Source organism: Paenibacillus vandeheii, assembly GCF_030433635.1.
Lineage (GTDB): Bacteria > Bacillota > Bacilli > Paenibacillales > Paenibacillaceae > Paenibacillus > Paenibacillus vandeheii.
Genome location: NZ_JAROCD010000003.1, coordinates 14,191 through 40,890, shown reverse-complemented (window position 1 = coordinate 40,890; position 26,700 = coordinate 14,191). Strand labels below are relative to the sequence as shown.

The 26,700-nt window shown below is 46.3% G+C and carries 21 protein-coding genes; 5 read left to right on the top strand and 16 right to left on the bottom strand.

Annotated features, from left to right (window positions below):
- Positions 1-9: 9 nt before the first annotated feature.
- From P5G61_RS05680 to P5G61_RS05665, 4 genes are all read right to left on the bottom strand, one after another.
- Positions 10-1,626, bottom strand: coding sequence for a response regulator (locus P5G61_RS05680; protein ID WP_301245321.1), 1,617 nt, complete (start codon positions 1,624-1,626; stop codon positions 10-12).
- 237 nt (positions 1,627-1,863) lie between these two features.
- The gene (locus P5G61_RS05675) at positions 1,864-2,868 is read right to left on the bottom strand and encodes a LacI family DNA-binding transcriptional regulator (protein ID WP_024629063.1); all 1,005 of its coding nucleotides are present in this window, start codon (positions 2,866-2,868) and stop codon (positions 1,864-1,866) included.
- Positions 2,869-2,997: 129 nt separating this feature from the next.
- The gene (locus tag P5G61_RS05670; protein WP_029880736.1) at positions 2,998-4,002 is read right to left on the bottom strand and encodes a globin-coupled sensor protein; all 1,005 of its coding nucleotides are present in this window, start codon (positions 4,000-4,002) and stop codon (positions 2,998-3,000) included.
- Positions 4,003-4,245: 243 nt separating this feature from the next.
- The gene (locus tag P5G61_RS05665; RefSeq protein WP_024629061.1) at positions 4,246-6,141 is read right to left on the bottom strand and encodes a PrkA family serine protein kinase; all 1,896 of its coding nucleotides are present in this window, start codon (positions 6,139-6,141) and stop codon (positions 4,246-4,248) included.
- 361 nt (positions 6,142-6,502) lie between these two features.
- Here P5G61_RS05665 and P5G61_RS05660 point away from each other — a divergent pair, with 361 nt between their 5' ends.
- Positions 6,503-7,351, top strand: a complete 849-nt coding sequence (locus P5G61_RS05660) for a DUF2161 domain-containing phosphodiesterase (protein WP_301245316.1) — start codon at positions 6,503-6,505, stop codon at positions 7,349-7,351.
- 92 nt (positions 7,352-7,443) lie between these two features.
- On the opposite strand, the gene P5G61_RS05655 is transcribed toward P5G61_RS05660, so the two are convergent.
- The 3 genes from P5G61_RS05655 to P5G61_RS05645 form a co-directional block, all read right to left on the bottom strand.
- Positions 7,444-8,070 (bottom strand): FMN-dependent NADH-azoreductase, encoded by a 627-nt coding sequence (locus tag P5G61_RS05655; protein ID WP_024629059.1) that lies wholly within the window; start codon positions 8,068-8,070, stop codon positions 7,444-7,446.
- 240 nt (positions 8,071-8,310) lie between these two features.
- Positions 8,311-9,534 (bottom strand): aminotransferase-like domain-containing protein, encoded by a 1,224-nt coding sequence (locus tag P5G61_RS05650; RefSeq protein WP_024629058.1) that lies wholly within the window; start codon positions 9,532-9,534, stop codon positions 8,311-8,313.
- Positions 9,535-9,676: 142 nt separating this feature from the next.
- Positions 9,677-10,333 carry a response regulator transcription factor gene (locus tag P5G61_RS05645; protein ID WP_024629057.1) on the bottom strand — a complete coding sequence of 219 codons (657 nt, stop codon included), beginning with the start codon at positions 10,331-10,333 and terminating at the stop codon, positions 9,677-9,679.
- A gap of 441 nt (positions 10,334-10,774) precedes the next feature.
- On the opposite strand from P5G61_RS05645, the gene P5G61_RS05640 reads away from it, so the two are divergent.
- Positions 10,775-11,185: a hypothetical protein gene (locus P5G61_RS05640; RefSeq protein ID WP_301245313.1), complete on the top strand. Its 411-nt coding sequence runs from the start codon at positions 10,775-10,777 to the stop codon at positions 11,183-11,185.
- Positions 11,182-12,246 carry a phosphodiester glycosidase family protein gene (locus P5G61_RS05635; RefSeq protein WP_094936717.1) on the top strand — a complete coding sequence of 355 codons (1,065 nt, stop codon included), beginning with the start codon at positions 11,182-11,184 and terminating at the stop codon, positions 12,244-12,246. Before P5G61_RS05640 ends, P5G61_RS05635 begins: the two co-directional genes overlap by 4 nt.
- A 376-nt stretch (positions 12,247-12,622) precedes the next feature.
- Here the strand turns inward: P5G61_RS05635 and P5G61_RS05630 are convergent, their stop codons facing one another.
- From P5G61_RS05630 to P5G61_RS05600, 7 genes are all read right to left on the bottom strand, one after another.
- The gene (locus P5G61_RS05630; protein ID WP_301245311.1) at positions 12,623-13,639 is read right to left on the bottom strand and encodes a LacI family DNA-binding transcriptional regulator; all 1,017 of its coding nucleotides are present in this window, start codon (positions 13,637-13,639) and stop codon (positions 12,623-12,625) included.
- Positions 13,640-13,739: 100 nt separating this feature from the next.
- Positions 13,740-17,111: a GH36-type glycosyl hydrolase domain-containing protein gene (locus P5G61_RS05625; RefSeq protein WP_301245309.1), complete on the bottom strand. Its 3,372-nt coding sequence runs from the start codon at positions 17,109-17,111 to the stop codon at positions 13,740-13,742.
- Positions 17,112-17,158: 47 nt separating this feature from the next.
- Entirely contained in the window at positions 17,159-19,324 is a 2,166-nt protein-coding gene (gene bglX / locus P5G61_RS05620; protein WP_301245307.1) for a beta-glucosidase BglX, read from the bottom strand.
- Positions 19,325-19,458: 134 nt separating this feature from the next.
- Positions 19,459-21,057, bottom strand: coding sequence for a type 2 periplasmic-binding domain-containing protein (locus tag P5G61_RS05615; protein WP_079346044.1), 1,599 nt, complete (start codon positions 21,055-21,057; stop codon positions 19,459-19,461).
- A 54-nt stretch (positions 21,058-21,111) separates the two neighbouring features.
- Entirely contained in the window at positions 21,112-22,014 is a 903-nt protein-coding gene (locus tag P5G61_RS05610; protein WP_024629050.1) for a carbohydrate ABC transporter permease, read from the bottom strand.
- An 18-nt stretch (positions 22,015-22,032) separates the two neighbouring features.
- Positions 22,033-22,992 (bottom strand): ABC transporter permease, encoded by a 960-nt coding sequence (locus P5G61_RS05605; RefSeq protein WP_063564249.1) that lies wholly within the window; start codon positions 22,990-22,992, stop codon positions 22,033-22,035.
- 11 nt (positions 22,993-23,003) lie between these two features.
- Positions 23,004-23,768, bottom strand: a complete 765-nt coding sequence (locus tag P5G61_RS05600; RefSeq protein ID WP_301245304.1) for an alpha/beta hydrolase — start codon at positions 23,766-23,768, stop codon at positions 23,004-23,006.
- A gap of 466 nt (positions 23,769-24,234) precedes the next feature.
- On the opposite strand from P5G61_RS05600, the gene P5G61_RS05595 reads away from it, so the two are divergent.
- Positions 24,235-25,152, top strand: coding sequence for a serine hydrolase domain-containing protein (locus P5G61_RS05595; protein WP_301245302.1), 918 nt, complete (start codon positions 24,235-24,237; stop codon positions 25,150-25,152).
- Positions 25,149-25,580, top strand: coding sequence for a GNAT family N-acetyltransferase (locus tag P5G61_RS05590; protein ID WP_301245300.1), 432 nt, complete (start codon positions 25,149-25,151; stop codon positions 25,578-25,580). The genes P5G61_RS05595 and P5G61_RS05590 overlap by 4 nt, the downstream gene beginning before the upstream one ends.
- A gap of 101 nt (positions 25,581-25,681) precedes the next feature.
- On the opposite strand, the gene P5G61_RS05585 is transcribed toward P5G61_RS05590, so the two are convergent.
- Both P5G61_RS05585 and trmL read right to left on the bottom strand, forming a co-directional pair.
- The gene (locus P5G61_RS05585; RefSeq protein WP_024629045.1) at positions 25,682-25,936 is read right to left on the bottom strand and encodes an AbrB/MazE/SpoVT family DNA-binding domain-containing protein; all 255 of its coding nucleotides are present in this window, start codon (positions 25,934-25,936) and stop codon (positions 25,682-25,684) included.
- A 170-nt stretch (positions 25,937-26,106) separates the two neighbouring features.
- On the bottom strand, positions 26,107-26,571 hold the full coding sequence (gene trmL, locus P5G61_RS05580; protein WP_079346052.1) for a tRNA (uridine(34)/cytosine(34)/5-carboxymethylaminomethyluridine(34)-2'-O)-methyltransferase TrmL: 465 nt from the start codon (positions 26,569-26,571) through the stop codon (positions 26,107-26,109).
- Between the last annotated feature and the right edge of the window lie 129 nt (positions 26,572-26,700).

The following is a 26,700-nucleotide window of genomic DNA, read 5'->3' as shown; positions in this document are numbered from 1 at the left end:
GTCATCTCCCTATCCTTCATCTAAGATGCGGTTTCGATATTCCGTAGGAGAGCATGATTCCGTTTTCTCAAATTGAGTCGCGAAATAATCACTGCTTCCGAACCCAACCCTCTCGGCAATTTCATATACTCGCATATCCGTCTGACGCAGCAGTTTCTTGGCTTCCTCCATGCGAAGCTGAAGCAGGAAGTCGTTGAAATATACGCCATACACCTTGCGGAAGCGTTGACCCAGATAGACCGGATTCATGTAAAATTCGGAGGCAATACTTCGCAAATTTATATTGCTGCTGTAGTTGGCTTCAATATAATGTTTGATTTTGGTCATGGCCCCCCTGTGATTGTACTGACGCTGTTCCGCCAGCTTCCGCGCTGAATCCAACATGAAAACCGTCAACAACTGTCTGGCCTCAGCCAATCTTCCCCGCTCCGCTTGCCATGCCAGAACAGGCTTGAACGAAGACATCTCTTTTACATTCGCCTCAGCCGATTTCAGAATCGATAGTACTGCTGAGATCAGTTGGTGAATTGCCGACGTCACAGCAATAGGAGCGTAATGTGCCGTTCTCATACCAGAGAACCATTCATTCAGTGCATTCTCCAACGCCTGAACCCGTTGTTCTTCCATAAGTGTCAGAAGTTGATGCACCTTTTCATGATCGGTATGCACCCACTGTACAGGCTCATGCTGCATGTCCTCATACAAGACAATTCCACTCGTCTCTGAAATAAATTTATAGGAAATGGCGTTCAGAGCAGTCTGATAGGCATGTCCAATGAGTAAAGGTTCATAACAAACCTTCCCAATATATATGTTTACAAAGTGATGGTTCAATTCGGCGAAGCAAGATTGCATTTGCCCGGCAACCGCTTGAAGATTCATTGAATAGGGACTTAGATGTTCCGCAGTTAACAGAACTCCTACACGTTCACCGTGCTCTTTTACATGCAGATACAAGCGATTTGCATACATTTCCCCAAGAACAGACTGCACAATACGGACAAAATTCTCTCCCTTCCCGCCTCCTGGCCCCTCCTCTTGAACCGTATCCGAAACCCGGAAATGTGGCGTGTTATTCTCAAACAGCAGATATGCCAGCGCGTCGCCAGCCCGTGTATCCGTCAGTTCAGTCCACTGTTCAACCGTTTCCGCATCCGATTCGCCATAGATAAACTGATTAAGCAATCTGGCATATTCCTGCTCACGTCTGGTTTGTTCAGCATGTTTGCGCCGATTCAACTCCTCCGCCAGCTTGCGTAAAGTGGCTTCCAGTTCTATCTCATCAATTGGCTTCAAAATATAATCCTGTACCCCGTACCTCACGGCCTGCTGGGCGTAAGCAAAATCATTATATCCGCTCACGATGATAAAATAGGGCTGTTTGCCCTTGGTTAGCACCTGCTCATCACGCTCAACCGTGCGCCGGATTAGTTCCAGTCCATCCGTCTCCGGCATGCGTATGTCCGTAATGACAACGTCGGGTTGCAGCTGTTCGATCCGGGTCCAAGCCTCATCCCCATCATTCGCCTCTCCAGCCACTTCAAACCCGCATGCTTCCCAACGAATCAGTTTTCGAAGTCCTTTGCGTGCGTATACTTCATCATCAACCAGCAGTACCCGATGCATGCCCATCACCCTTCCCATTGAATGACAATTGGAGTGTTCTTCTATTCATTAGCAAAAAGAAAGCGATTACATATTTTTTTGTATTATTCTGCCTTTTATTGTTAAGGTCTGTGTTGCAAAAAGTCAACAGCTTTTCCTGCCAGCTATGCACAACAATTTCTGATATCCGTTATTTCTTAGTATGAAATAGCATAGCAAAAAAAGCACAGCCCATAGGCTGTGCTGGTTTGAAGACCTTTACCCGTTCACAGGTGCAGTCGTTTGACGGATCACCAGATTGGATGGCTCCGTAATGACTGGCGGAGTATATGCAGGATTCTCAATCATGGCGATCAGATATTCAATTGATTTGATCCCAATGGAATGAATGTTTTGATTGATCGTGGTTAACCCCGGTTTGAATACTTCCGCATAATAAGTGTTATCAAATCCGACAACCGATACATCCTCCGGCACCCGTAAACCATGCTTCTCAATTTCGTGGATTGCACCGAAAGCAGACATGTCTGAAGCGCACACAATTCCCGTAGGCTGGTCCTTCAATGCAAGCAATCGGCGAGCTGCCTTACTGCCACCATCGAAAGAATAGTCACAGACCTCCAGATACACCGTTGAATATGGAATACCGCAGACACGCAATCCTTCCCGATATCCATCCAGTCGAAGGTTGGCTACGGCAGGTCCCAGTGTACCTGAAATATAAGCAATTTTCTGGTGACCCAGTTCATGCAAATGCTTCACACTCATGGCAATGGCATTTGCATTATCCGTCGTTATGTATCCTGCCCGCTTGCCAAACAAGTCGGTATCAATAAACATCGTCGGAATCTCTGCTGTGACCAATTCCTGAATACTCTTATTGTCTCTTCCTTCCCCGAAAACAACCACGCCATCGACATTTCGGCTGCGGCAATGTTTGATAAACGAGTACGTCGGATCATCAAAACGTGTAGATAACCGAACAAGATCGTATCCGCTGTTTTCAAGCGCTGTTTTGATGCCTTCAAGCAACTCTGAGACAAACGGATTGGTAAAAGGGACCGTCAACAATACACCTACCGTCCAAGAACGGCGTTTTACAAGTCCACGTGCAACCACATTCGGTTGATATTTCAATAGTTCAATGGCTATATTGACTTTTTTGCGAGTTTTGTCACTTACATCGGGATAATCGTTCAGCACTTTGGAAACGGTTGCAACAGATACGCCCGCCTCTTTGGCCACATCATGGATAGAAGCCACCTGATCACCTCAACCTCTTTCAAATCCCCTGTCTCCGGCTGCATTCACTATAACATCGGCAGGTTTGTCTACCCATTATAGCTTAAAACAGCCAGAAACGGTATCACAGCTTCCAGCCAGTGTTACCGGCTATTCTTGATGATCCAATTTCCTTAGATCAAGTGCCAATTTCTCCATAGTGGTAGCAAAAACCGCAAGCTCTTCTGAACGGGATGCCTGACGCCTTGCCCCTGAAGCTGTGTGCTTCGACTCTTGTTGAACACTGCTCAGCTTTTTCATGATCTGTGCCAGGTTCGACTGGATCTGTCCTTGAGCCTCACGGGAACTAGCCGCAAGCTTGCGAACCTCGCTGGCAACCACCTCGAATCCCCGTCCAAATTCTCCTGCATGTGCAGCTTCAATGGCAGCATTCAAGCCCACGAGATGACTCTGATCCGAGATTTCGCGAATAAGCTCACCCATTTTACCAATCTGATGAATTTCTTTAGTTAGCTCTCCCAGTAGCCCATTGGCCTGATCCTGGGAGGCTGCTGTTTCCCTGGCGACATCCGAGATGGCCTGAGCATTTTCGTTCAATTCACTGATCATACCCGTCAGCTGCTGGGTAATCTGTGTAATCGCCAGCAAAGTGTGCTGCTGATCTTCAGCCAGTTGATTTAACTTTTCCTTTTCCTTCTTCTCGTAAGCCTCCAATACAAGCTGTGAATCAAGATTAAACATTTTACTAAGTGCCTGAATAACCAAATGCCAGCTCTCAGGGATAACTTGCTGGAATATGCTTGTTGCAATATCGAGGTAAACCATATACGTGCCCAGATAATAATCTTCGGACAAACCAATGCGGGAATGGACTAATCCGATTGCAATGCGCTGTTCAATATATGCATCATCAACCACACCATCGGTCATCGATAACCAGTATTGCTTTTGTGTTTCTTTCAACCGATCAATGGAAGAGAAGCGGGCAATCAGATCGACCAAATTCGGATAATTACCCACATGATTGTAGAAGTGGTCCACCACTTCATCAACCACTTTCACAAACGCAGGTCGATGATCAGCAAGCAATTGCAGATCTTCGGCGGTCAATCCAATATAATCAAGTTGTTGTTGTCTTGATATAGCAATATTCATAACTAGTTCTGTCAGCTCCTTAATAACCACAAAAAATAATAAATTGTAAATATCTGTATCGATTATAGACTAAATGACCTAATTTTACATATACCCTAAGAACTATTTGTCATGGAATTGACCTTCTTTGTCAGTTTTTTAGCCTCCAATTGTGCGTTTCCGCATATAAAAAGACCCCTGACCCTGCTGTGAAGGAGCCTCACAACAGGCATCAGGAGCCTGATTCGGAATGGTTGTTGCAGATTAGCGATTCAACAAACTGCCCACATAACGAAGCAATTCATTGGCACTGGCTGCGGTGTAGCCATGTTCTTCAATCAACCGTTTAATCACTTCATTCATTCGTTTGAGTTGCGTTGCATCTGGTGTCTTGGTTGAAGTTGTGATCTTAACAATGTCCTTCAGGTCAGTGAACAGTTTCTTCTCAATCGCTTCACGCAGACGATCATGACTGCTGTATTCGAACTTACGTTCCTTGCGGGAATAAGCCGAGATGCGGATCAATATCTCTTCCCTGAATGCCTTTTTGGCATTTTCGGAAATACCGATTTGCTCCTCAATCGAACGCATTAAGCGCTCATCCGGGTCCATCTCCTCATCCGTCAGTGGATCACGAATTTTAGACCAGTTGCAGAATGCCTCGATATTATCGAGGTAATTTTCGAACAGCGTTCTGGCCGACTCTTCAAACGAGTAGACAAATGCTTTCTGCACTTCTTTCTTCGCCAGTTCATCATATTCTTTACGTGCAAGAGCAATAAAGTTCAGATAACGCTCACGTTCATCTTTTGTAATTGAAGCATGCTGATCCAGACCATCCTTGATTGCCCGGAGTATATCCAGCGCGTTAATGCACTGAAGATTTTGCTTAATCAAAGCACTGGATATCCGGTTGATGACATAACGCGGATCAATGCCCGACATGCCTTCATCCAAATATTCATTTTGCATCTCACGCAGATCAGCTTCTTTGTACCCTTCAACTTCCTCACCGTCATACATCCGCATTTTTTTGACCAGATCCATGCCTTGTTTCTTCGTTTCTTTCAGGCGGGTAAGTATGGAAAAAATGGCTGCAGTCCGCAGGGCATGCGGTGCAATATGGACATGCTTCATGTCACTCTGCTGAATGAGCTTGCTGTATATCTTCTCTTCCTCGGAGACCTTCAGATTGTAGGGAATCGGCATGACGATCATCCGGGATTGCAAGGCTTCATTCTTTTTGTTGGAAATAAACGACTTGTACTCGGATTCATTCGTATGCGCCACAATCATTTCATCCGCACTGATCAAGGCAAATCGGCCTGCTTTGAAGTTACCCTCCTGTGTCAGGGATAACAGGTTCCACAGAAACTTCTCATCACATTTCAGCATCTCCTGAAATTCCATCAATCCACGGTTGGCCTTGTTCAATTCTCCGTCAAAACGATAGGCACGCGGATCGGACTCGGAGCCGAATTCGGTAATGGTTGAGAAGTCGATACTTCCGGTCAGATCGGCAATATCCTGTGATTTGGGATCAGACGGACTGAATGTTCCGATTCCCACCCGGTTATCCTCGGAAATGATAACCCGTTCCACTCGCACCTTGCTGATATCACCGCCATATTCGGTCCGAAGACGCATCTGGCATGATGGGCAGAGATTACCCTCAATACGGACACCGATCTCCTTCTCCACTTCGGGACGAAGCTCCAGCGGAATCAGATGCAATGGCTCTTCATGCATCGGGCATCCGTCAATGGCGTATACGGCGCCCTTTTCTGTCCGGGAAAATTGTTCAAGGCCACGTTTAAGCAGCGTTACCAGCGTTGACTTCCCTCCGCTGACCGGACCCATTAACAGCAGAATCCGTTTGCGTACATCCAGACGGCGTGCTGCCGAGTGAAAATATTCTTCCACCAGTTTTTCAATGGACCGATCCAGTCCAAAAATCTCCTGTTCAAAAAACTTGTATCGTTTGTGCCCCCCCACTTCTTCCACGCCAAACGATTCAATCATCTGGTACACTCGAGCGTGAGCCGTCATTGCCGGAGTCGGGTCCTCTCTCAGCAGTGCAATATAATCTTCAAATGTCCCGTTCCATGATAAACGGTCACTTTCTGCCCGATGTTCCGCAACGCGTTCAAAAATATTCATGCTTGGTACCTCCCATGGCTCCTTTAGTGTGATTGTCAACCATTCCGAATGGTATGAAGAAATCAATAGAATTTATGCTTCTGCTTGAATACCAATCTTGCGGTCCGGATAAGTCCCGCCACCTTCTGTCCAAACATCAGTTATTGTTGTGAAAAGTGTATTACATACCTATGCGGCAAATCGGATAAGTTGACCTCTTTTTTTCAATTTGCGACTCTGAATTTGAGGCTTTCCCTGTTCTATCAGACATCTTGTGCACTCAGAAAAAAAAGCATGGATATGATATAATGAAGGTTCTAAATTCATAAAACGGGACAATACATGGCCAGAGAAGAGCCACTTCAGGAAAGGAGCAGAAACGATGGCGGTAAAGTACGAAACGGAGTTATATTCACCTGTAAAGGCTTTTTTCGAACGACGCGGCTACGACGTGAAGGCTGAAGTCAAACATTGTGACCTGGTTGGAGTCAGATCGGATCAGAATGAGCCACTCATTGTGGAGATGAAAAAAACATTCAATCTGTCCCTCTTGCTGCAGGGAATGCAGCGCCTGAAGCTCAGCCCCTTCGTGTATCTGGCTGTTGAGCGGAACCGCAGCAAGCGTGGCGCCGTGAACCAGCGCTGGGGAGAATTGTCCGCACTGTGCAGACAACTTGGACTGGGGCTTATCACCGTCACGTTCTACAAGACCAAATCCCCTCTGATTGATGTGCTGTGCGAACCTGCTGCCCAAGTTCATGCGCTGGGTGACAGCACCGGTATCCGTAAGGGTGGTATCCGACGGCAACGACTGCTGAAGGAATTCGACGAGCGCAGTGGTGACTACAACACGGGAGGAAGCACACGCAGACAGCTGGTCACCGCATACAGGGAAAAGGCATTACGTGTGGCTTCTGCTCTTCGCGCTCAGGGAGAAGCCTCCCCGGCCTCTCTCGCCAAACAGACAAGCGTGGGTTCCGCTGCGGCCATACTGCAAAAAAATTATTATGGCTGGTTCGAGCGGCTATCCCGTGGACGATATGTGCTGACGATTAAGGGTGTGCAAGCCCTGACCGAGCATGCTCACATGCTTGAGGATAATGATATGATTGAGCGGAGTATAAATGAACTAGAAACGGATTTTTCTCTGGTTCAACATAGCGATAGTGAGCTGGAGCATATTGCAGAAGTAGTGGAGCCCTACCTGATCCACCATAATAGGAATGTCTGAGGAAATGCAGCTTCAGGCAAATGAAGATGCAAAAAAGCCTGTCATCTCCGCGGAGATAACAGGCTTTCTCGTGTTTCTATATATAATTGCAATTAGAAGCTTGCTGCTACTTCAGAAGCCAATTTCAGACCTGCTGCCACGATGTCCTGGGAACGATCAGGTGAAGCATTGTGACCTTCAACGATAACCAGTTCAGGGTTTTGGATACCCCAGAAGTTCAGTACGTTGGTTACATATTTTACGGACATTTCAGCGGATGCCATAGGCTCTACGGAGTACACTCCGCCACGCGCGTTGAGCAATGCTACTTTTTTGTCGCCTACCAGACCTACAGGGCCTTCAGCAGTGTATTTGAACATTTTACCAGCTTGGCTCAGGTAGGAAATGTAGTTCACCAGTGGTGCTGGAACAGTGAAGTTCCACAGCGGGAACGCAAATACTACTTTGTCTGCTGCCAAAAATTGATCTTGCAATTGTGCAGCCAGTGCAGCCGCTTTTTGCTCTTCTGGTGTTGCTTCGATACCGTTAGCTGCTTTGTAGCCACCAGTAATTACAGTGTTGCCGTAGTATGGAAGATCTGTATTGTAGAGATCCAATTCGGTAACTGTGTCACCTGGATGGGATTCTTTGTATGCGCTCAGAAATGCATCGTACAATTGTACGCTGACTGCTTGATCTGCAGGACGGTCGTTTGCTTTGACAAATAAAATGTTGGACATGTTCGTTCCCCCGTTAGTTAAAATATATGAGTGCTTCTCCTGAACTTGCAATGAATGCAGCTTATATAAAGAAAACAACAACTCATTAATACATATTATATATAAAAATGTTAGTGGATGCAATAACGTAATTACTTTGGGGGTAACACATTTGCTTCCAAATTCACTGCCTGGAACTTCTGCTGGCTCAGGTCCCAGGCGCGAATTTGACCATACATTCTATCTTTTCCTATATCCGGTTTAGCTTCGGGCTGTAAACTCTGTGATGGACTCACTGATCAGATTCATGCCAAGCAGCAATTCATCCCGGCCGGGATGGCTGAAGTTCAATCGGATATACCGATGATCCTGCTCACCAGTGGAGCAGAGCGAACCGGGAAGAAACGATACACCTTTTAACAGAGCAGCTTTGAGCAGAGCTCCGCTGTCCAATCCATCCGGCAACTTAACCCACAGATACATCCCCCCTTCAGGAATGCTGTACTGGCTCCCTTTCCAGCCCGGACGCTTCAATAATTCGAGCATAAGCTTGAGTCTGGTCTTGTATTCCCGGTTCAGCATGGACAGATGATCGCTCCATTTAAAAGGAGAATGAGCAAGCAGTTGATACAATAACCGCTGATTCATTGGGCTGGACTGTCCATCTGCTATTCGCTTCACTGAGGCCATAGCCTGGATTAGAGCCGGATGTCCGGCAGCCCAACCTGTACGCAGGGCGGGTGCTACGGTTTTGCTAAACGAACCAATATAGAGAACATGTCCACCCTGATCCGCTGTATCCAGCGCAAAGAGGGAAGGATACTTCCGGTAGAAGTCTCCCGGCTCCAATCCATCGAAATGAAGTTCGCCATAGGAATCATCCTCCACAAGCAGTACGCCATAGCGTGAGCACAGATCAAGTACAGCCTCACGCCGTTCCATGCTCCACAGCACGCCGGTTGGATTGGAAAAACTGGGTGCAGCAAAAAGCAGCTTCGGTCTCACCTGCTGCATGTGATGCTCCAAAAGGTCAGGCAAAATACCATCCCCATCACCAGTGACGGGTACGATTTTGGCACCCTGCATCTCCAGAACCTCGAGACAACCCGGAGAGGTAGGATGCTCAACCAGTACGGAATCTCCAGGTTCAAGTAATAAACGCATCACAAGATCGATGGCCTGCTGAGTACCTGTGGTCAATAGAATCTGCTCTGGTACCGTCCGGATGCCCTTACGTGCATTCCAATCGTTGTCCAACCATTCTCTCAACGGTCTGTACCCTGCCGGCTCGCCATACTGCAATGCGGAGGGTCCGGAACTAAATACAGACACCGCTGCTTCTTCCAGCAGTTTGAATGGAAACAGCTCCTCTGCAGGCAGTTCTTCTGCCAAAGAAATGAAATACTCCCGGCCAGACATCTCACGAATGTCCCTTAGCGGTGATGTCAAAAGCCTGTTTGTACGGGAGGCGAAGAAATATTTCATCGGTCCGTTCCCCTTTCATCCCTAAATCCGAACTGTGCTCGCAGTCCGTAGCCCCTACAACCTATTCCTGTTGGACACTGAATATGACCAAACCGGGCATTTGACGAGTCATCGTCCATAGGGATACATGAAACCATGCTCGTCAGGATACGGTTTTGGTCTGCCTCGCATATAAAGCATAACGTTCAATCGCCTGTGCCCTGCTGCTTACATCCAGCTTCACGTATATTTTACGCAGGTAATTATCAATCGAACGTCTGCTAACATTAATCTCACTGGCTATTTTATCATAGGTTACGCCCTGAACAATTCTTTCCATAATAAAAGTTTCGGTTTCTGTTAATTCAACAATAAGTTCTTCGGCCGGAGACTCGACGGGCTGGGCCCACTCCGCACTGGCCAACCAGGATAATGGAATGGATACACATCCCTCACGCAGCCCGGAAATCAGATGAATCAGCTGGCTAGGGGAAGCCTGTTTGGATAGCATACCACTAGCACCAAGACTGATCAGATGACGAAATAATTTTACATTATCCTCGTCCGTTAGAATGATGATGTGACTATGTGCCGACAGATTTTTCATCTGGGCAATATACTGATCCGCCTGGCCCTCAGGAAGCCGATAATCCATCAAAATCAGATCGGGCTGGTGAATGTTCACCAGGTCAAGGCCTTCGGACCCGGTCGAAGTCATCCCCCGTACCAACAAATCCTGTTGTTCTTCCAAAATCAATTTCGTACCCAGCATGCTGGTGGGGTGGATATCTACGATGACCACCTGCCATACTTTTTTCATTGTTGTTCCCCCTGTTATGTATTGGACAAATTCCTTTTCTACCATCAGCCATGATGATGACTCTATCCTTGCGACAGTCCGTGTATAGAAGAAGTAAAAGTCGGATTATGTCGAAAAATAGAAAAACACTTGATACAGCTGTAAGAACAGCTCTATTTCTACTGTATTTTGCTGTCGACACATCAGGACTTTTGTCTTCCCGAGCGAAGAAAGATCAAAATATAGTATAAATTTCCTGCATTTCTATCTAAAAAAGTCGAAAAACTTGCCCAAAGTTCCTACTTATTGCATCTATAAGAAATTGTATCCTAGGACTTCCTTCCGATGCAATCTCTTTTTATCCTATTACTCAAAGAATTTCATTTTTGCGTAATCAATAGGGGCGTGATAGAATGAGGACTGGAAAAATTTTTGTACCTATAAATAACCAGGAGTGATGATATGAAACCTTCTGCCCAACCCTCTGACATCCATCACGCCCGGAGCGCCAAAGGTAAGGCCGGATCTTCAGTCAAGCTGTTTCTGGTCATGTGGATTGTTCTCATTGCACTTGGAGTACTCGGAACCTACTATTATAGTAACCACCTCCAGCAACAGATGATTAATCAGCTTCAGACCCATAATCAACAGCAGATTGCAGCACTCAAAGCCGACTACGAAAAGCAGCTAACAACGATATCCAAGGAAGTTGCGGACCTGCAGGGCCAGGTGCAGTCCTTTAATGAATTGCTGACTTTCACCAAGGATAATGCAAACGATAAGACCGACAACAGCAACAAACTGTATACGCAGCTGAGCGAAGTCAAAAAACAACTGGAAACACTCCAGAAAAAGATGGACCTGCTCAAATGATTACACCCGTAAAAACGGTTAATCGTTTATTTATGCTTGCACTTGCTCCTTTTGTTGGATTGATATTATGCATGCTGCTGTTTCGTCCTCCGATTGAACCCGGAGACTTCATTGATTCCGGTCTGACTGAAGAGACCGTTACACCCCGGACCCAGGCGATTAGCCAGGAGCTTGCAGGGGCAAAAGAAGCTGCTGTTCAGACTTCTTCTTCTATTAAAAGAACAACGCAATTGTACAATCAGACGACGAGTACGATGTCTACGATAGTACAGAAGGCAGCAGTTCAAGCCGCTCGCCCGGAAACGATCTATAATCAGCGAATTTCCTCCAAGCTGGGCGTCCCGTTTGAACGGATCGACAGTGATCGGCTTACGATTGAACTGTATAGGGTCAACCCAGGTCCCTATAAGGGCTATGCGATGAAAATTAAGCTCAAAGATCCCACGGCCATGAAGATGGCTCTGGACAGCGAACCTGGGCGTTCTGAGACAACGATGCAGGCGGTTAAGCGCCATGGTGCCATTGCCGGCATTAATGCAGGCGGATTCGCCGACAGCGGCGGCAAACGTTATCCGCTGAGCACAACCGTAATGGACGGCAAATATGTGAATGGTTTTCAAGCCAGCTTTAAGGATCTGTTTTTTGTAGGTCTCAATGATACCGGTAAGCTGGTTGGCGGTAAATTTTTCGACAAAAGTTCCCTGGATCGCCTACAACCGCAATTCGGGGCCACATTTGTACCCGTGCTCTTGCAGAATGGACAAAAGACTGCCATTCCGGCCAAATGGAAAGTATCACCCAAGCGGGCTCCACGCACCGTAATCGGAAACTACAAGGACGATCAATTGTTGATTATCGTGGTTGACGGTTACAACGAAGGAGGCAGCTCAGGAGCTACTCTGGAAGAGCTGCAAGGACGGATGTACAAGCTTGGCATCGTGGATGCCTATAATCTGGATGGCGGCGGGTCGTCCTCTCTCATCGTGAATAACCGGGTTGTGAATAATCCTTCGGATGGGAGCCTTAGACCGGTACCTACTCACTTTTTATTTTACAAATGATGGTGTGAAGCATTCCTTTTCTTCCTATAATGGTTATAATAGAAGTAAATGAGATTGTGCAGGAGGTGCCAAGTGTATGTCATTTTCGCTGACATTTTGGATTATTGCTATCGTATTGACTCTTTTCATTACAGGCATTCTCACTTCATCCTACAACAATGACAAGACCAAGGGCCTTTAAGGGCCAAGCCTCTCCTCGTGAGAGGTTTTTTAATTGGCATCAACCCAAAATTAAATAAAAACAATAATTTAAAAACAATCCAAACAAGAGACAAGGCTTAAAAGAATATGTAATTCTTCTAAGCCTTGTCTCTTGCTCTTGCTGCACAGTCGACGTTTATCACATCATCCATGGAATGAAGAAGGGGCAGCGTCGTCAATAGCTAACCGCCTTTTCACTCAAGGTGTGTCCATCATGATCGGACTGAACCTGGCTGTTTACCGATCCACCCTCCACCAGTGTCACGTAAATGCGCTCATGATCGACAGGCTCTCCGGCAATAATCTTAATTAATTGTTCAGCGGCCAGTGCGCCCCATTTTCGTTTGGAATAATCAATCGTGACTAGCCTTGGCTGCACATATTTGCTAAGTTCAATATTATCAAATCCGATAATATCAATATCCTGACCAATGTTTAACTTACTGTCAGCGAGCCGATCACACATCCCAATGGCCATCTCGTCATTGAGACAAAACACTCCAACCGGTTGAGTGTACTCCTGAATGATACGTTCAGCTGCACGTTCTCCGCCACTCTTCTCGAAATCTCCGGTGATCTCAATCCATTCCACATTCGCTTCCCGCTCCGATACCTGACTGACAGCCTTCAACCGCTGAGCCGAGTCAAATGAACCTTCCGGACCTGTCACGACATAGATCTTCGTATGCCCCTGTTCAATCAAATGCTCCATCGCAAGGGTCGCTCCTGCCTTGTTATCCAGCAAAACCTGATTAATGTTCGGGTGATCCAGTTCTCGGTCAAGAACGACAATCTTGTGCCCTCTGTCTGCATATTGCAACAGTTCCTTGCTCGCAAATGTATGGTCCAGAATGACAGCACCATCAATCATCCGCTCTGGAAGCATTCGGTGAGATTGCTTTCCGCTGCACACAATCAGGTCATAACCTTGCGCGTTACATACAGACTTCATACCACTGAGCAAGTCTCCATATACATCCCCGCTAAAATCCGTCAGAAATACGCCCAAAATTTTGGATTCTCTCTTCTTCAATGTTCTCGCAGCAGCATTGGGAACATAGTTCAGCTCTTTGGCGATAGCCAAAATTTTGGAACGGGTCTCATCTGTCACTTTGTTGCTGCCATTTAGAGCATATGACACGGTAGAGATCGAAACTCCCGCCTGTTTGGCGATATCCTTGATACTGAACACATTCTTCGCTCCCCTGTTATGTTCATCAGGCCCTCCGAAATCGGAGGACCTGACATCTTAAATATTTTATAATCGTTAAAATGGACTATTGTTTACAGGATTAACAGTAAATCTCAATCACATTATTCTCGCTCAGGCTTTGTTCAAGAGCCGTGCGTGGAATACGCAGGCCGCCGAGACGATAAGGTTGCTGCAGCCTTGTTGCATCCAGTTCCTTGCCGTTCAGCACAATACGTTGGACAGCCTCTCCGCTGAGATGATAGACGAAGGTTACTTTTTTACCGGCAAATTGGAAATCAAAATGCATTCCATCCAAGCTAACAGGCAGCACAGGGTCAAGAATCAGGTCTTCTTCCTCCTGACGAATGCCCAGGGCGTTCGAAATGAGCTGATTCATATAGATTCCCGGTCCACTGGAGTAGATTCTCCAGCCGCCCTTCACCTGTACTTTGCCGGTGCGAAGCTTGTCGAATTGCTCCTGCGCCGCATAACGGTTGTTAAATTTACCGTCAGAGCTACTGAAGTAGGCATTGCTTTGACGCAGATCTGCGTTAGGAACAGCTTCCTGAATACCCACTGGATTGATCATGCCGAGGCCACTCCAGACCTCATCCGGGTTGCCCAGCTTCGCCATGGCTTCAATATAACGGATGTGAGCATGAACGTATTGCAAGCCCACTTCACGTCCGAAGTTGGATGCCTGCTCTGCACGTTTGAAATGAGTGCTGACGCCGCCATCATACTGTGCTGGACGATTCATCAATCTGACGCCATCCGGGCAATACAGCTTGTCCTTGATCAGTTCATAATGGGATTGGGCTTGCTCAGGTTCCAGCAACTCCGCAATCATGCTGCGTGTCATAGGCAGCAACCGATACTGAATGCCTGTCTCGTTGTCATCCGGATGAAGCATACGCTTTGCTTGTGCCGGATCTTCCATGTATATAAAGCCTGGAATCACATCAGTATCCAGCATGTACTTGCTAAAGTCCCTTTTCACACCCGCTGCCATATCACTTAATTCGGAAGAAAGCTCCGGCTTCACAGGCGCAAGTGCTCTGGAAATCTGGTTCAACGTTTGATAAGTGAGCGCAACAGTCCAGCTGCTGACCATATATTGCTTCAATTGAGCATTGGCAGGCTGCAATGTATCATCCCAGTCACCATCTCCGTATGAGGAGAGGAATGTATCATGCAGGAAATGGCTGCGGATATACTCCAGCTCTTTCTGGGCATGCTCGAGCACGCTGGCGGTCTGATCGGTAAAGTCAAAACCATGTTTTAAGGTATAAGGCACCTCTTCATTCAGAATCGAATAATCCTTGGTGGCAATCAGATAATCACTTAGCACTTTAAGAGGCCAGACAATAATGTCACCATGGCTTTCTTCCTGCTGAACCTTGAAATACCGATCGAACATGAACCATTGAGGCCAGTTACCATCATCCTCATACTGATGCGAGTACACTGTCTTCAGAATATCGCGGACCTGCTCGTACTTTTGTGTAGCCATAAAGTATTCGACCGGCCCCTGGCAAACATCCCGTGTTCCCCAAGCTGCGCCGCCATATTGCTCCAGTCCGTGAGGAACAGAGTAATGCACCAGCATATTGTGGGTGTACCACCATGCAAGAGCATTGACTTTGAACAGCTCGTCTGCGCCTTGCTTTTGAGGCTGGGATAAATGGAACCCGTTCATCACTTCTGCATAGAAGGTCCGATAGGCTGCCACTTCCTCTTCAAATTTGCGTGTCGATGATGCAGTCTGTCCACCTTCCAACAGACCTTGAATGGTTAATGTCCATTCAGCACTGCTGTCCAGCTGTAAAGTTGTCAGTGATGCTTCGCCTGCGTTTACTCCACTGGCCAGTTCAGTCTCATCGCCAACCTTCATTTGTGCTCCGTTTACCCGCATGCGGTACTCCAGATTCGGATATACTTCTGCACTGAGGGAACTGCGATCTGCCTTGAAGCTCAGTTCACCATTCTGCTCAGTAACATGAACAGGCAGTTCATATTCATTCACATTCATCGTAATCTGATTGGTAATCAGGTAGCGATAAGCTACTCCTTTTTCCGACTTGACATGAAGATGTACTTCAGGCGTATCTAATGTTGTATAATTCGTAATGATCAACGTATCCTCAGCTGTCTTGTAATACCAGCGAACATAGTTGAAGCCCATTTCGAACAGGGAAGGCATCGTGAGCAGGCGGAACATTCCCTCAACCTCGACATAGATCCGTTGACCCGATGATTTCGGGATATTGAGTGCACTACGTGCATTGCTCATCATTTTATTAAAGTTGGTATTACCCACAACCACGTGAGAATTGAAAATACCATACATATAGGAAGACGTAGTAATTACGTTCTGACCCAACTTCACATTGTTACCACTCATCAGAATATGACCATGCGGACGCTCCACAAGCATTTCCTTTGCCTTGAGCACAATATGCTCATACGTATCTGTAAAGAAAGCCAGCAACTCACCATCCGTACGCTCTTCCTCATGTCTCTTCGCAGCGGGGAAGCGGGAATTCACTTCTTCTTCGGTCATCGGTAAGACCTGCAGGGGCTCCCCTATTACCGGGTGGAGAGATACTTTTGGAAATACGTTAGAGAAAGTCTGTCCCGTGCTTGCTTTCTCTTGGCGCTTCGCTTCATACTCGTCCCAGGCCTGTTGGACAACATCCTGGTATTCCAGTTCCTTCACTGCTTTCGCATGATTGGCCTGAAAGAGTCCATAGAACACAAAACGAGCTTCGCCACTCAGAACCACTTTCTCGGACTGAAGGGCTGTGTATGCAAATTCATACTGGTATACTTCATTCGCAAGTGTTGGCTTGCCCAAACTTTCAGGCACATTCGTTTCCTTGTAACTCAAGCCAAAGAACTGAAATCCATCTGTGGAATAACCTACTGCACGGGTTAATGAACCCTGTTGAAGATAAGGAAAAGCACCGCCTTGTGGCTGATTCTGCCGTGAAGCTACGATATACCCAAGCTTCGTATCCTCAAATACGGCATGGTCAATGTATTGGGACAAGTAAGCCTCATTGCTGCGTACGGCACCTGGATCCGCATTGCCGACATCCTGGCCGTAGACCACGTCGACCTCTTCTCCATTACCGTTTACGGTTACATCCCAGAACCATACACCTTGTGCTGTTGGAGCAAAAATAACCTGATAACCTACGCCCTCAGCGGTGCCTGTCCATACCATACGACTGCCATCGGTGCTTACCTGACTGTCGGAGTGAAGGCCCAGCATCGGAACAAAACGGATACCGGATTCACTGTGAAAACGCAAGTACAGATTGTTCATAGAGCCGTCTACCGGACTAGCCATCCACTGATTAATCATCGTTTTTCCACTTACGGCCTTGAACAAATCACCGCTTTCCCAGAACGTAAAGCACAGCTCGCCGGATTGTACGTTGATTTGAGATTTATTCATGGTTTTCATATATCTATTTATATCCTCCTTCATTCATCGATAAGAGCTATATCCAATTACACCAGCTTGAACGTACTCTCCAATGTATCACGGCTATTTGACCCTACGAAAATGTGGAAGGTTCCTTTATCACTGCGATGACTCAAATCGGAATGATGATACCGAAGCTGTTCTTCGTTTAATGTAAATATTGCCGTACCACTTTCACCCGGTGCGAGCGACAGCTTAACATACCCTTTCAGTTCACGCATTGGACGAACTACTTCACCAGTCACATCACGTACGTACAACTGAACCGTCTCCACGCCAGCACGCTCGCCTGCATTGGTTACACGCACTTGGATCGTCAGAGACTGATCAGCAGTCATTTCATGGCTTGAAACTTCCAGGTCACCATACTCAAATGAGGTGTATGACAAGCCGTAGCCAAACGGAAGCAGCGGATCATTCGGACTATCAATATATTTGGAAACATAACGCTCTTCTGTCTTTTGCGGATTGAGCGGACGTCCTGTATTAAAATGATTGTAATATACCGGTATCTGACCTACGGATTGCGGGAAGGACATTGTCAGACGCGCAGATGGATTCACCACACCTGTCAATACATCGGCGATGGCCGCTCCACCCTCACTGCCAGGGAACCAAGCTTCAAGCACAGCATCGGATTCTTCAAATACACCATGCAGGTCCAGCGGGCGACCGTTAAAAATAACGCTGGCGATCGGTTTACCCGCTGCTTTGAGCTGCTTAACCAATTCCAGTTGAGCTGCTGGCAAACGAATATCTGTACGCGATCCACCTTCACCGCTCATTTCGGAATCTTCGCCAAGGGCAAGCACAATCAGATCGGCTTTGCTTGCTGCTTCAAGCGCTTCAGCAATCTGTTCAGCCGTGATGGTGTGGACGTTGCTCCCTTGAGCCATATGAACTTTTCCGGCAGTAAGACGTTCCTGCAAAGCAGTTCCGAGCTTAACGGCATCCGCTTTGACGCCTTCACAGGACCACCATCCGAGAATGTCTTCACTTTGAGCAAAAGGTCCAATTAACGCTACATGGGCTTCCGGCTTCAGCGGAAGAACGTGATTATCGTTTTTCAACAATACAGCCGATTTGGTTGCGAGCTCGTACGATACCTGACGATGTTCTTTGGAGAACACAATCTCGCGCTCACGCTCCGGATCAGCTGCACGAAGTGGATTATCGAACAATCCCAGCTTTTCTTTCAGCTGTAGAATACGAAGTACCGCTTCATCAATGAGCGTTTCTTCCACTTCTCCGTTCTTGATCAACTCCGGCAAATGATGAACATAACAAGGTGTCATCATCTCGATGTCCACGCCTGCACGAATGGCACGATATGCGGCTTCACGATCATCTTCAGCTGCACCATGAGCAATCATCTCGCGAATAGAAGCCCAATCCGAGATCAATACACCATCAAAGCCCCACTCGTCACGCAAAATGTCTCGCATCAGTTTCTCATTTCCACTCGCTGGAATACCCTCGACCGTATTGAACGAAGCCATAACCATCTCTACGCCCGCATCCAGTGCCGCCTTGTAAGCCGGTAAATAGTACTCGCGCAAATGACGCTCAGACATGTCAACCGTATTGTAATCGCGACCACCTTCTGCTGCCCCGTAGGCTGCAAAGTGTTTTACACAAGCTGCCAAACGATCCGGCTCATCCTTCAAATTATCGCCTTGATATCCACGTACAAATGCCGCAGAGAACAGGCTGTTCAAATAAGGATCTTCGCCTGTCGTCTCCATCACCCGGCCCCAGCGCGGATCACGAACGAGATCGACCATCGGCGCAAAAGTGACATGTAGGCCAGATACGGCGGATTCGCGTGCTGCAATCTCAGCACTTTTCTCAGCCAGTTCGGTGTCCCATGAACACCCAATCGCTAGCGGGATAGGGAAAATGGTTTTAAAACCATGCACAACGTCCGCCATGAACAAAAGCGGAATGCCGAGACGACTTTTTTTCAGGTAAGCTTGCTGTACATCAATGATGGCCTGTGCACCGGATAATCCCAGAATGGAGCCACTGGCATCCACGGACTGCTCCGTGATTCCCATTTCTTCCATTGGACCTGTGATCTGACCTTCGACATTGGTTCCTTCATAAAAGTTAGCGGTCAGCTGAAGCAGCTGGGCCGTTTTCTCTTCCAGGGTCATCTGTTTTACAAGGTCTAGCAACTGCTCGTTATTCATAGACATTATCCTCCACTGCATGTTGTTGAAAGAAAGAACCCGGCTGCGTTCGGGGAGAGACCGCGCACCGGGTTCGATTGGATAGGACCGACAGAACACATCTGTCATATCCCATCTTGCTAACTACTGAATGATTACTTGAATTCTTTGTTCAGTTCATCCAGATAAGGTTGAACCAGGGACATTTTGCTATTTACCCATTCTTTCCAGTTCGCTTCCAGATCTCCATTTTTGAGGATCAAGTTGGCATACTCATTCTGGTAGTCGAATGAAGCCTGACTTTTAGCTTTGGAATCGTACAGGTTGACATCCCAGTCGTATGTTGCGAGTGATTGACCTTCTGTACCGAGTTTTGCTTTTTCCTCGAACAGCTTCACAGCTCTATCACGATAATCCTTTTTGATTGCAGGGTTTACAACACTGAAGTCGTCACCCAGAAGATACAGACCTTCGAAACGTGCCGGGTATTTGTCTTCCAGAACAGTTCCTTCTGGCAGCAAGCTAACGAGTTCATTGTTTTCGTCATACTTCCAATCTTTTCCTTCGAAGCCCATGTTGATCAGCAGTTGTCCTTCTTTGGTAGTCGAGTAGTCGATCAGATCCATGATCCGTTCGAATTTCTCGTCACTGATGTTCGGATTGAAGATCAATGCAGACCAGAAGTTCGCTTGCTCCATGTTGCGGTATTTTCCATCATCGCCCAATACGATTGCTGTGTGTACCAGATCATCACTATCTACACCCAGATTCTTTCTCATATCGGAATCCAGACCTTGTCTGTACGAAGCCAGTCCGCCCAGACTTGTTACTGCAGCTGTACCTGTTACTTTGAAGTTGTTTTGACCTTCATTGTTTTTCCATGTGTAGAACTCAGGATTGAGCAAGCCATCTTTGTAGGCTTTTTGCATCAATTTAAGTCCTGTCAGCGTCTCAGGATCTGCTGGTCCCCAGTGGAACTGGCCATCTTCTCCTTTATAGAACGGAGAGTCGGTCATGGCATGTACACTGTTAGGCATAATGATGTTCGTCATCGCATCTGCCGCATTGTAGGACAGAGGTACAAGTTTGTTACCCACTTTGCCTGGATCTTTCTCTTTCACTAGCTCAGCGTATTCATTTAATTCAGTTGTTGTATATGCATCTTTCAGTTCGAAACCAACCGCTTCAGCCCAGTCCTTACGAAGCGCAATGACACCAATTTGATTCGTCAATGGGTCAGCAGGTTTGTTCTCGAAATAGATTGGTCTTGGCAGGACGTATGTTCCACCTGTCAGTTCTTCCAGCTTGTCTCCAAGACCGGTCAACTTGTAGGCTGCTGCCACGTTAGGCCAGCGTTCTTTCCAGTCATCCGGGAATTTGTAGAACAGGCCTTGATCAATACTGTTCATGGCATCGCCATGCACGTAGTTCCATACTGCGACATCCGGCAAATCGCCAGAGTTGATCCACAGACGAAGTTTCTCGCCCCATGAATCCCAATCAATATAGTTGTAATCCCATGTTACATTGAACTTGTCTGTCCAGAACTTGTGAAAGTCATTATCCAAGTTCCCGTTTTTAATTTCTGTCAGGTTAGCTACAGAGATGGTCAGGTTGTCTTTGTAATTTCCCTCTGCATCTTTTTCGTTACCACCTGAAGCTCCTTGGCTGGAACAAGCGGTCACCATCAGCATAACTACACTAAGCGTGATGGCAAAGAGAGCTCTTACTGACAACTTTTTGTTCGTTTTCATGTTTTACCCCCATGTTTTTAGTAGAATTTTAATGCAAAAATCCTATACGTATAATCAGGTCTTGATAGCCCCTGTTAATACCCCTTTGGCAAAGTGTTTTTGCAGCATTGGGAAGAAACACATAATTGGTACCATGGTGACAAATACGGCCGCCATCTTCATACCCATTGAGAAATTGCTTGCTTGGGCAGCATCCACACTGGATGCATTGGATGCGTTCGTTTGGGATGTGACGATAATGTTTCTGAGTACATTCTGGAGCGGCAACTGATCCGCTTTTCGCAGGAATATCATCGCATCATACCAACTGTTCCAGTACGCCACACCGTAGAACAACGTGATGGTAGCCATAATTGGTGTAGCTAGTGGCAGAACTACCGAGAACAGAATTCTCCACTCCCCTGCTCCATCCAGTCTCGCCGACTCCATCAGCGATTCAGGCAAGGTATAGAAGTAGTTCATCATCAGAATCATGTTGAATGCACTGAAGCTTCCTGCCAGGATAACGGACCACAGCGTACCTGTAAGGTGAAGTGATTTCATGATCAGGTACAGCGGTACAATACCACCATTGAAGATCATGGTGAACAGTACCAGGAAAAAGAGAAATTTCTTGAACGGAAATTTGTTGCGACTAAGGCCATATGCCATGCTTGTTGTCAGGAACAAGCTGAGTGGCAAGCCGATGACTAGCAAAATAATTGTATTTTTGTACCCCGACAGAATCGTTCCGTCAGCGAACAACGCCTTATAGGAATCCAATGTCCATTCTTTAGGGAACATCAAAAATGGATTGTCTGCATATTCTTTTTGTGTTGCGAACGAGATCATGATGACATTCCAGAACGGAATCAGAATCATCAGGGCAAGCACAAGTAAAATGGCGAAAATAATGTAATCGAGAAATGTCATTTTTTCTGTACCAATTCTCGGTTTTTTGTTAGCTCTCTTGCTCATTTCATTTTTCCTCCTCTCTTATCGGAACAAACCGTCTCCGCCAAGCCACTTGGCAAATCTGTCTGCGAGAAGCAGCAAGACCATATTCACGAGGGAACGGAACAAGCTGACCGCCGTCGAGAATGAGAAGTCCGTTGAAGACTGGAACGTAATCCGATAGATGTATACATCCAATACTTCCGATACATTTTTGGTTGCGGCATTCGCCAAGTTGAAGATCTGGTCGAAACCGGAAGACATCAATCCGCCAACCGACAGAATGAACATGACAGTAATTGTCGGAAGAATGTTTGGCAATGTAATCTTGAACATCTGCTGCATACGGGAAGCGCCGTCAATCTGTGCCGATTCATACTGATCCTGATCAATACCGGAAATGGCAGCCAGGAAGATAATCGCACCCCATCCGCTTGATTTCCAAATATCCGTCAACAGCAGCATCGGTACAAAGTTGGACTCGGAACCCAAGAAATTAATGGTTGGCAATCCAAGCAAACCAAGTGCGCTGTTTACCAGTCCGTCATAAGCCAGGACGTTGATGACTACCCCGGATACGATGATCCATGAAAGGAAGTGAGGGAACGTAAGAACCGTCTGGAACCACTTTTTCCCTCTCCGCATCCGCAATTCATTCAGCAACAGGGCAAGAATAATCGGGAACGGGAACTGAATAATCAGTTTCAGAATGTTGATGTACAGCGTCCGCCATACTGCGTCAATAAAGGTTGGATCCCGGAAAACGTATTTGAAATTCTCAAATCCGCTCCATGGGCTTCCCCAAATCCCCAGATTCGCCTTGTAGTCTTTAAAGGCAAGAGACAGGCCACCCATTGGCATGTAGGCAAACAGGATCAGCCAGACGAGCCCTGGAATAAGCAGGGTGTACGTCATTCTGTGCTTCCAGATTTCACTCCAGAGCGAATTGCCTTTCAAGTTTCCCTTCAGCTTTTTGCTAGGTCCTTCGGCTGCAGGTTTCAAATTGCATCTCCTCACTCTACTTTGGTCTTGTCGTTATACAGAAAATCAAACATGGTTCTCAGGTGGTGCTCCCAGAATCTCCATTCATGGGTGCCCGGTGTCTCTACATATCGAAACTCAAAATTCGTTTTCTGCATGTATGCTGCGAATTTGCGGTTCATATCCACAAACGGATCAATGTCACCACAGCAACTCAGAATATCCGGTAAATTTCCACCTTGCTTCAACAGCTTGGCAGACAGTGCGTACAGGTCCTGATCGGGTTTCACCTGTAACCGTTCCCCAAAAACCGCTTTCATTTCCTTGATCATGCCTGATGGCATCTCCGGGTCATGAAGCCGGGTCTGGATATCAGTTACACCAGATAAGGACACCGCCTTGCGGTACCTCTCGGGATATGTCAGTGCACATTTCAATGCACCGTACCCACCCATGGATAGACCGGCGACGTAAGTCTTGGCCGGGTCTGTATTGAGATTGAGCTGACGCCTGCAGAATTCAGGCAGCTCCTGAGTGATGTAATGGAAGTAATTCAGGCCGTATTCCATATCGGTGTAATAGCTTCGGTTCGCTTCCGGCATAATGATGGTACAGCCATATTGCTCCGCGTACATTTCAATTGTAGTCAAACGTTGCCATGTACTTGCATTATCGCCTGCCCCATGCAGCAAATATAGCGTACCGCCTGAAGTGTCTCCGGAGTCACTGGACACTACATGTATGCTTGTATTCATGCATAATGTAGGCGATCCGGTTTCGATCGTTATATGCGCCATATGTAACCCCTTTCATCGTCGGCTGCTGTCTGTAAACTTCTGTTTTTCTGCCTTTTTGTTGCAACTTCCAGTGATTCCCCCGTATTTTGCTCGGTTATCGAAACGATTTTCTCGAATCGTTTCAAAACATAGCCAACGTTGATTTACTTGGACTTGATTACAACACTTTTTACGTGGAAGCGATTTCTTCGAATCGTTTCGAATAAATCATAATCCCGAAGTGCAAACCCTGTCAATAACCTTTTTACAAATTTCGCGCTTTTTTCTCGAAAAACTGATTTTTCGTAATAAAATTTGCGTCAAAAGGCACTTTTATTATGCAACAATATCCTTTAAGTAACCGTTTGCACATTCTCATTGACATTGAACTCCGTTTGTATTAACATAAGTTCTAATTTTTGAGCCAAATTGCGGAAACGTTTCACCAATAGTAAAAATTCTTCTTTTTTTTAGAAAGGATGTTACGATGTCGAGAATTATAGATTCTTTTGTTCATCATATTAATGAACAACAGTTAAACGTACATTCTGTTCGGGTATTGCAGAAAGGGGTTACCATCGGAGCCTGGGATCGTACCCGTGATATGCGCCGCTTACAGCATTCCGTCAGCAAATCATTTACCTGTATGGCCATTGGATTGGCATTGGCTGAAGGCACGCTTACACTTGAATCCAGACTCGGGGATTATTTCACATCACCAACTCCTGCTTCTCATTTAACGGCCTTCCCTCCTGCGGATCTCACCCTGTACGATTTGCTGCGGATGTCCTCGGGGCATGATGTCCCCGTGTTATGGGCAGAAGAGCGTGCCACCCTTCCTGAGAAAGATTGGGCAAAATATTACATGTCCCTTCCTTTGAACAGAGTTCCTGGTGAAACGTTTACATATAGCAGTGCAGATACGTTTATGATCTCCGCCATGTTTCAGGCTGCTTCTGGTCAAACCGTTAAGGACTATCTGATTCCCCGGCTATTCGAGCCACTGGGTATTTCGAATGTAGAGTGGGAAACTTCTCCCTTGGGCATTACATTGGGTTGTGCAGGCTTGCAGCTCACCAACGAGGAATTAGGCAGATTCGGTCAATTATTGCTTCAGGAGGGCTACTGGAACGGCAAACAGCTCATTCCTGCGGAATGGATTCGCTTGGCGTCGGCACAACAGATCCATACACCGGGAGACGGTGATTGGGGACAAGGTTATGGATATCAATTCTGGAGATGTTCCCATAACGCTTACCGTGCTGATGGCGCAAATGGTCAACTATGCGTTGTCCTACCGGAGCTGGCGTCCGTCGTTGCCATCAATAGTGATGAACAAAATATGCAGGCCATTCTTGACAGTGTATGGTCGGATATACTGCCTATTCTGGAGGGGAACATTTGAATATACGAACAGCTGTTGTTACAGATTACCCTGAGTTAAGAAACATTTATCTGGAGTCACGTCGCGCCCGTTTTCACTGGACAAATCCGGAGGACATGTCCCTTCAAGATTTTGACGCAGATACTGTGGATGAGCATATTATCGTGGCTGAACAGGAAGATGGACAGATTCTCGGTTTCGCATCGCTGTACCTCCCTGATCATTTTATCCACCTTCTGTTTATCCATCCCGGTTTTATGGACGGGGGCACAGGTTCACGCTTACTTGATGCATCGATTTCACTCATGCAGCAGCCCGTTCGATTGAAATGTGTGTCTGACAATCATAAAGCAATTGGTTTTTACGAACGACAGGGTTGGAAAAAAGTCATTGAAGAAGGTAAACCCGGAGAAAAATATTGGGTGATGGAGTATGACACAAGAGCTTAATCCCATTAGCTTCATAACGTATGATGGAAGTGGATGGCGATTTTTTTTCCACACAAAAAAGTATCATGACCTTCAGGAGGCCATGATACTTTTTATTTCACTTACCCGTGCTGTGGAAGCTGGGTCATTTCATCTAAACATTGTGCGCATATGTAACGCTCTTTGAACTCATTGACTTCTTCCATTGATCCACAAAAAATACATTTTGGACGGTATCTCTCCAGAATGATATGGTCCCCTTGTACTAAGATCTCTACAGGATCTCCCTCATTCATTTGATACCTTTTACGCAAAGATTTAGGCAATACGATCCTACCCAATTGGTCAACTTTGCGAACGACTCCAGCTGGCTTCATAGCTACGGCACACCTCTCCTATCTTACTCTAAATTTCTAGGTACATTTGTACTATGTTTATTAATTCGCCATGATTTTGTCGAATCCTGCTGGAAATAAACATTTTTTGTCCTTTTTTTTGAAAAATGTTTTTTTAGCGAATTCTAACCGTCACTTATACACGAATTGGATCAATCAAGACCCGGGAAATTCAGTTGACGCAATGCCTCATACACAATGATTGCTGCTGAGTTTGACAAATTCAATGATCTGACATCACCTGACATTGGCATTTTCATACAAGTATCGGGATTAGCCGCAATTAATTCTGGAGGAAGACCTTTTGTCTCCTTACCAAATACCAGAAAATCTCCATCCTGAAACTCAAAATCACTATATCGGTTTTTCGCCTTCGTGGTTGCGTAGAAAAAACGACCTTCAGGATACTGTTCCTGAACCTCGGCAAACGAATCATGATATTCGATATGAACGGCATGCCAGTAATCCAGACCCGCGCGTTTCAGTGTGGCATCATCCGTACGGAATCCGAGTGGACGCACGAGATGCAAATGTGTACCTGTAGCCGCACATGTACGAGAAATATTGCCCGTATTTGCCGGAATCTCCGGTTCAACCAGAACGATATGTAAAGCCATATGTGTTCAATCTCCTTTTCATTTCATGTAAACAACAATTCTCTAATCTTAAAGAAAAGCCCTCCACACGTCAATGTGGAAGGCTCTGGTAAAGCGGAAGTGTGAATACTAGAAATTCACAACTCCCGC

Coding starts and splice junctions, on each gene's coding strand:
- P5G61_RS05680 (WP_301245321.1), bottom strand. CDS start 1,626: ATGCATCGGGTACTGCTGGTTGATGATGAAGTATACGCACGCAAAGGA.
- P5G61_RS05670 (WP_029880736.1), bottom strand. CDS start 4,002: ATGAATATTGCTATATCAAGACAACAACAACTTGATTATATTGGATTG.
- P5G61_RS05665 (WP_024629061.1), bottom strand. CDS start 6,141: ATGAATATTTTTGAACGCGTTGCGGAACATCGGGCAGAAAGTGACCGT.
- P5G61_RS05660 (WP_301245316.1), top strand. CDS start 6,503: ATGGCGGTAAAGTACGAAACGGAGTTATATTCACCTGTAAAGGCTTTT.
- P5G61_RS05655 (WP_024629059.1), bottom strand. CDS start 8,070: ATGTCCAACATTTTATTTGTCAAAGCAAACGACCGTCCTGCAGATCAA.
- P5G61_RS05650 (WP_024629058.1), bottom strand. CDS start 9,534: ATGAAATATTTCTTCGCCTCCCGTACAAACAGGCTTTTGACATCACCG.
- P5G61_RS05645 (WP_024629057.1), bottom strand. CDS start 10,333: ATGAAAAAAGTATGGCAGGTGGTCATCGTAGATATCCACCCCACCAGC.
- P5G61_RS05640 (WP_301245313.1), top strand. CDS start 10,775: ATGAAACCTTCTGCCCAACCCTCTGACATCCATCACGCCCGGAGCGCC.
- P5G61_RS05635 (WP_094936717.1), top strand. CDS start 11,182: ATGATTACACCCGTAAAAACGGTTAATCGTTTATTTATGCTTGCACTT.
- P5G61_RS05625 (WP_301245309.1), bottom strand. CDS start 17,111: ATGAAAACCATGAATAAATCTCAAATCAACGTACAATCCGGCGAGCTG.
- bglX (WP_301245307.1), bottom strand. CDS start 19,324: ATGAATAACGAGCAGTTGCTAGACCTTGTAAAACAGATGACCCTGGAA.
- P5G61_RS05615 (WP_079346044.1), bottom strand. CDS start 21,057: ATGAAAACGAACAAAAAGTTGTCAGTAAGAGCTCTCTTTGCCATCACG.
- P5G61_RS05610 (WP_024629050.1), bottom strand. CDS start 22,014: ATGAGCAAGAGAGCTAACAAAAAACCGAGAATTGGTACAGAAAAAATG.
- P5G61_RS05600 (WP_301245304.1), bottom strand. CDS start 23,768: ATGGCGCATATAACGATCGAAACCGGATCGCCTACATTATGCATGAAT.
- P5G61_RS05595 (WP_301245302.1), top strand. CDS start 24,235: ATGTCGAGAATTATAGATTCTTTTGTTCATCATATTAATGAACAACAG.
- P5G61_RS05585 (WP_024629045.1), bottom strand. CDS start 25,936: ATGAAGCCAGCTGGAGTCGTTCGCAAAGTTGACCAATTGGGTAGGATC.
- trmL (WP_079346052.1), bottom strand. CDS start 26,571: ATGGCTTTACATATCGTTCTGGTTGAACCGGAGATTCCGGCAAATACG.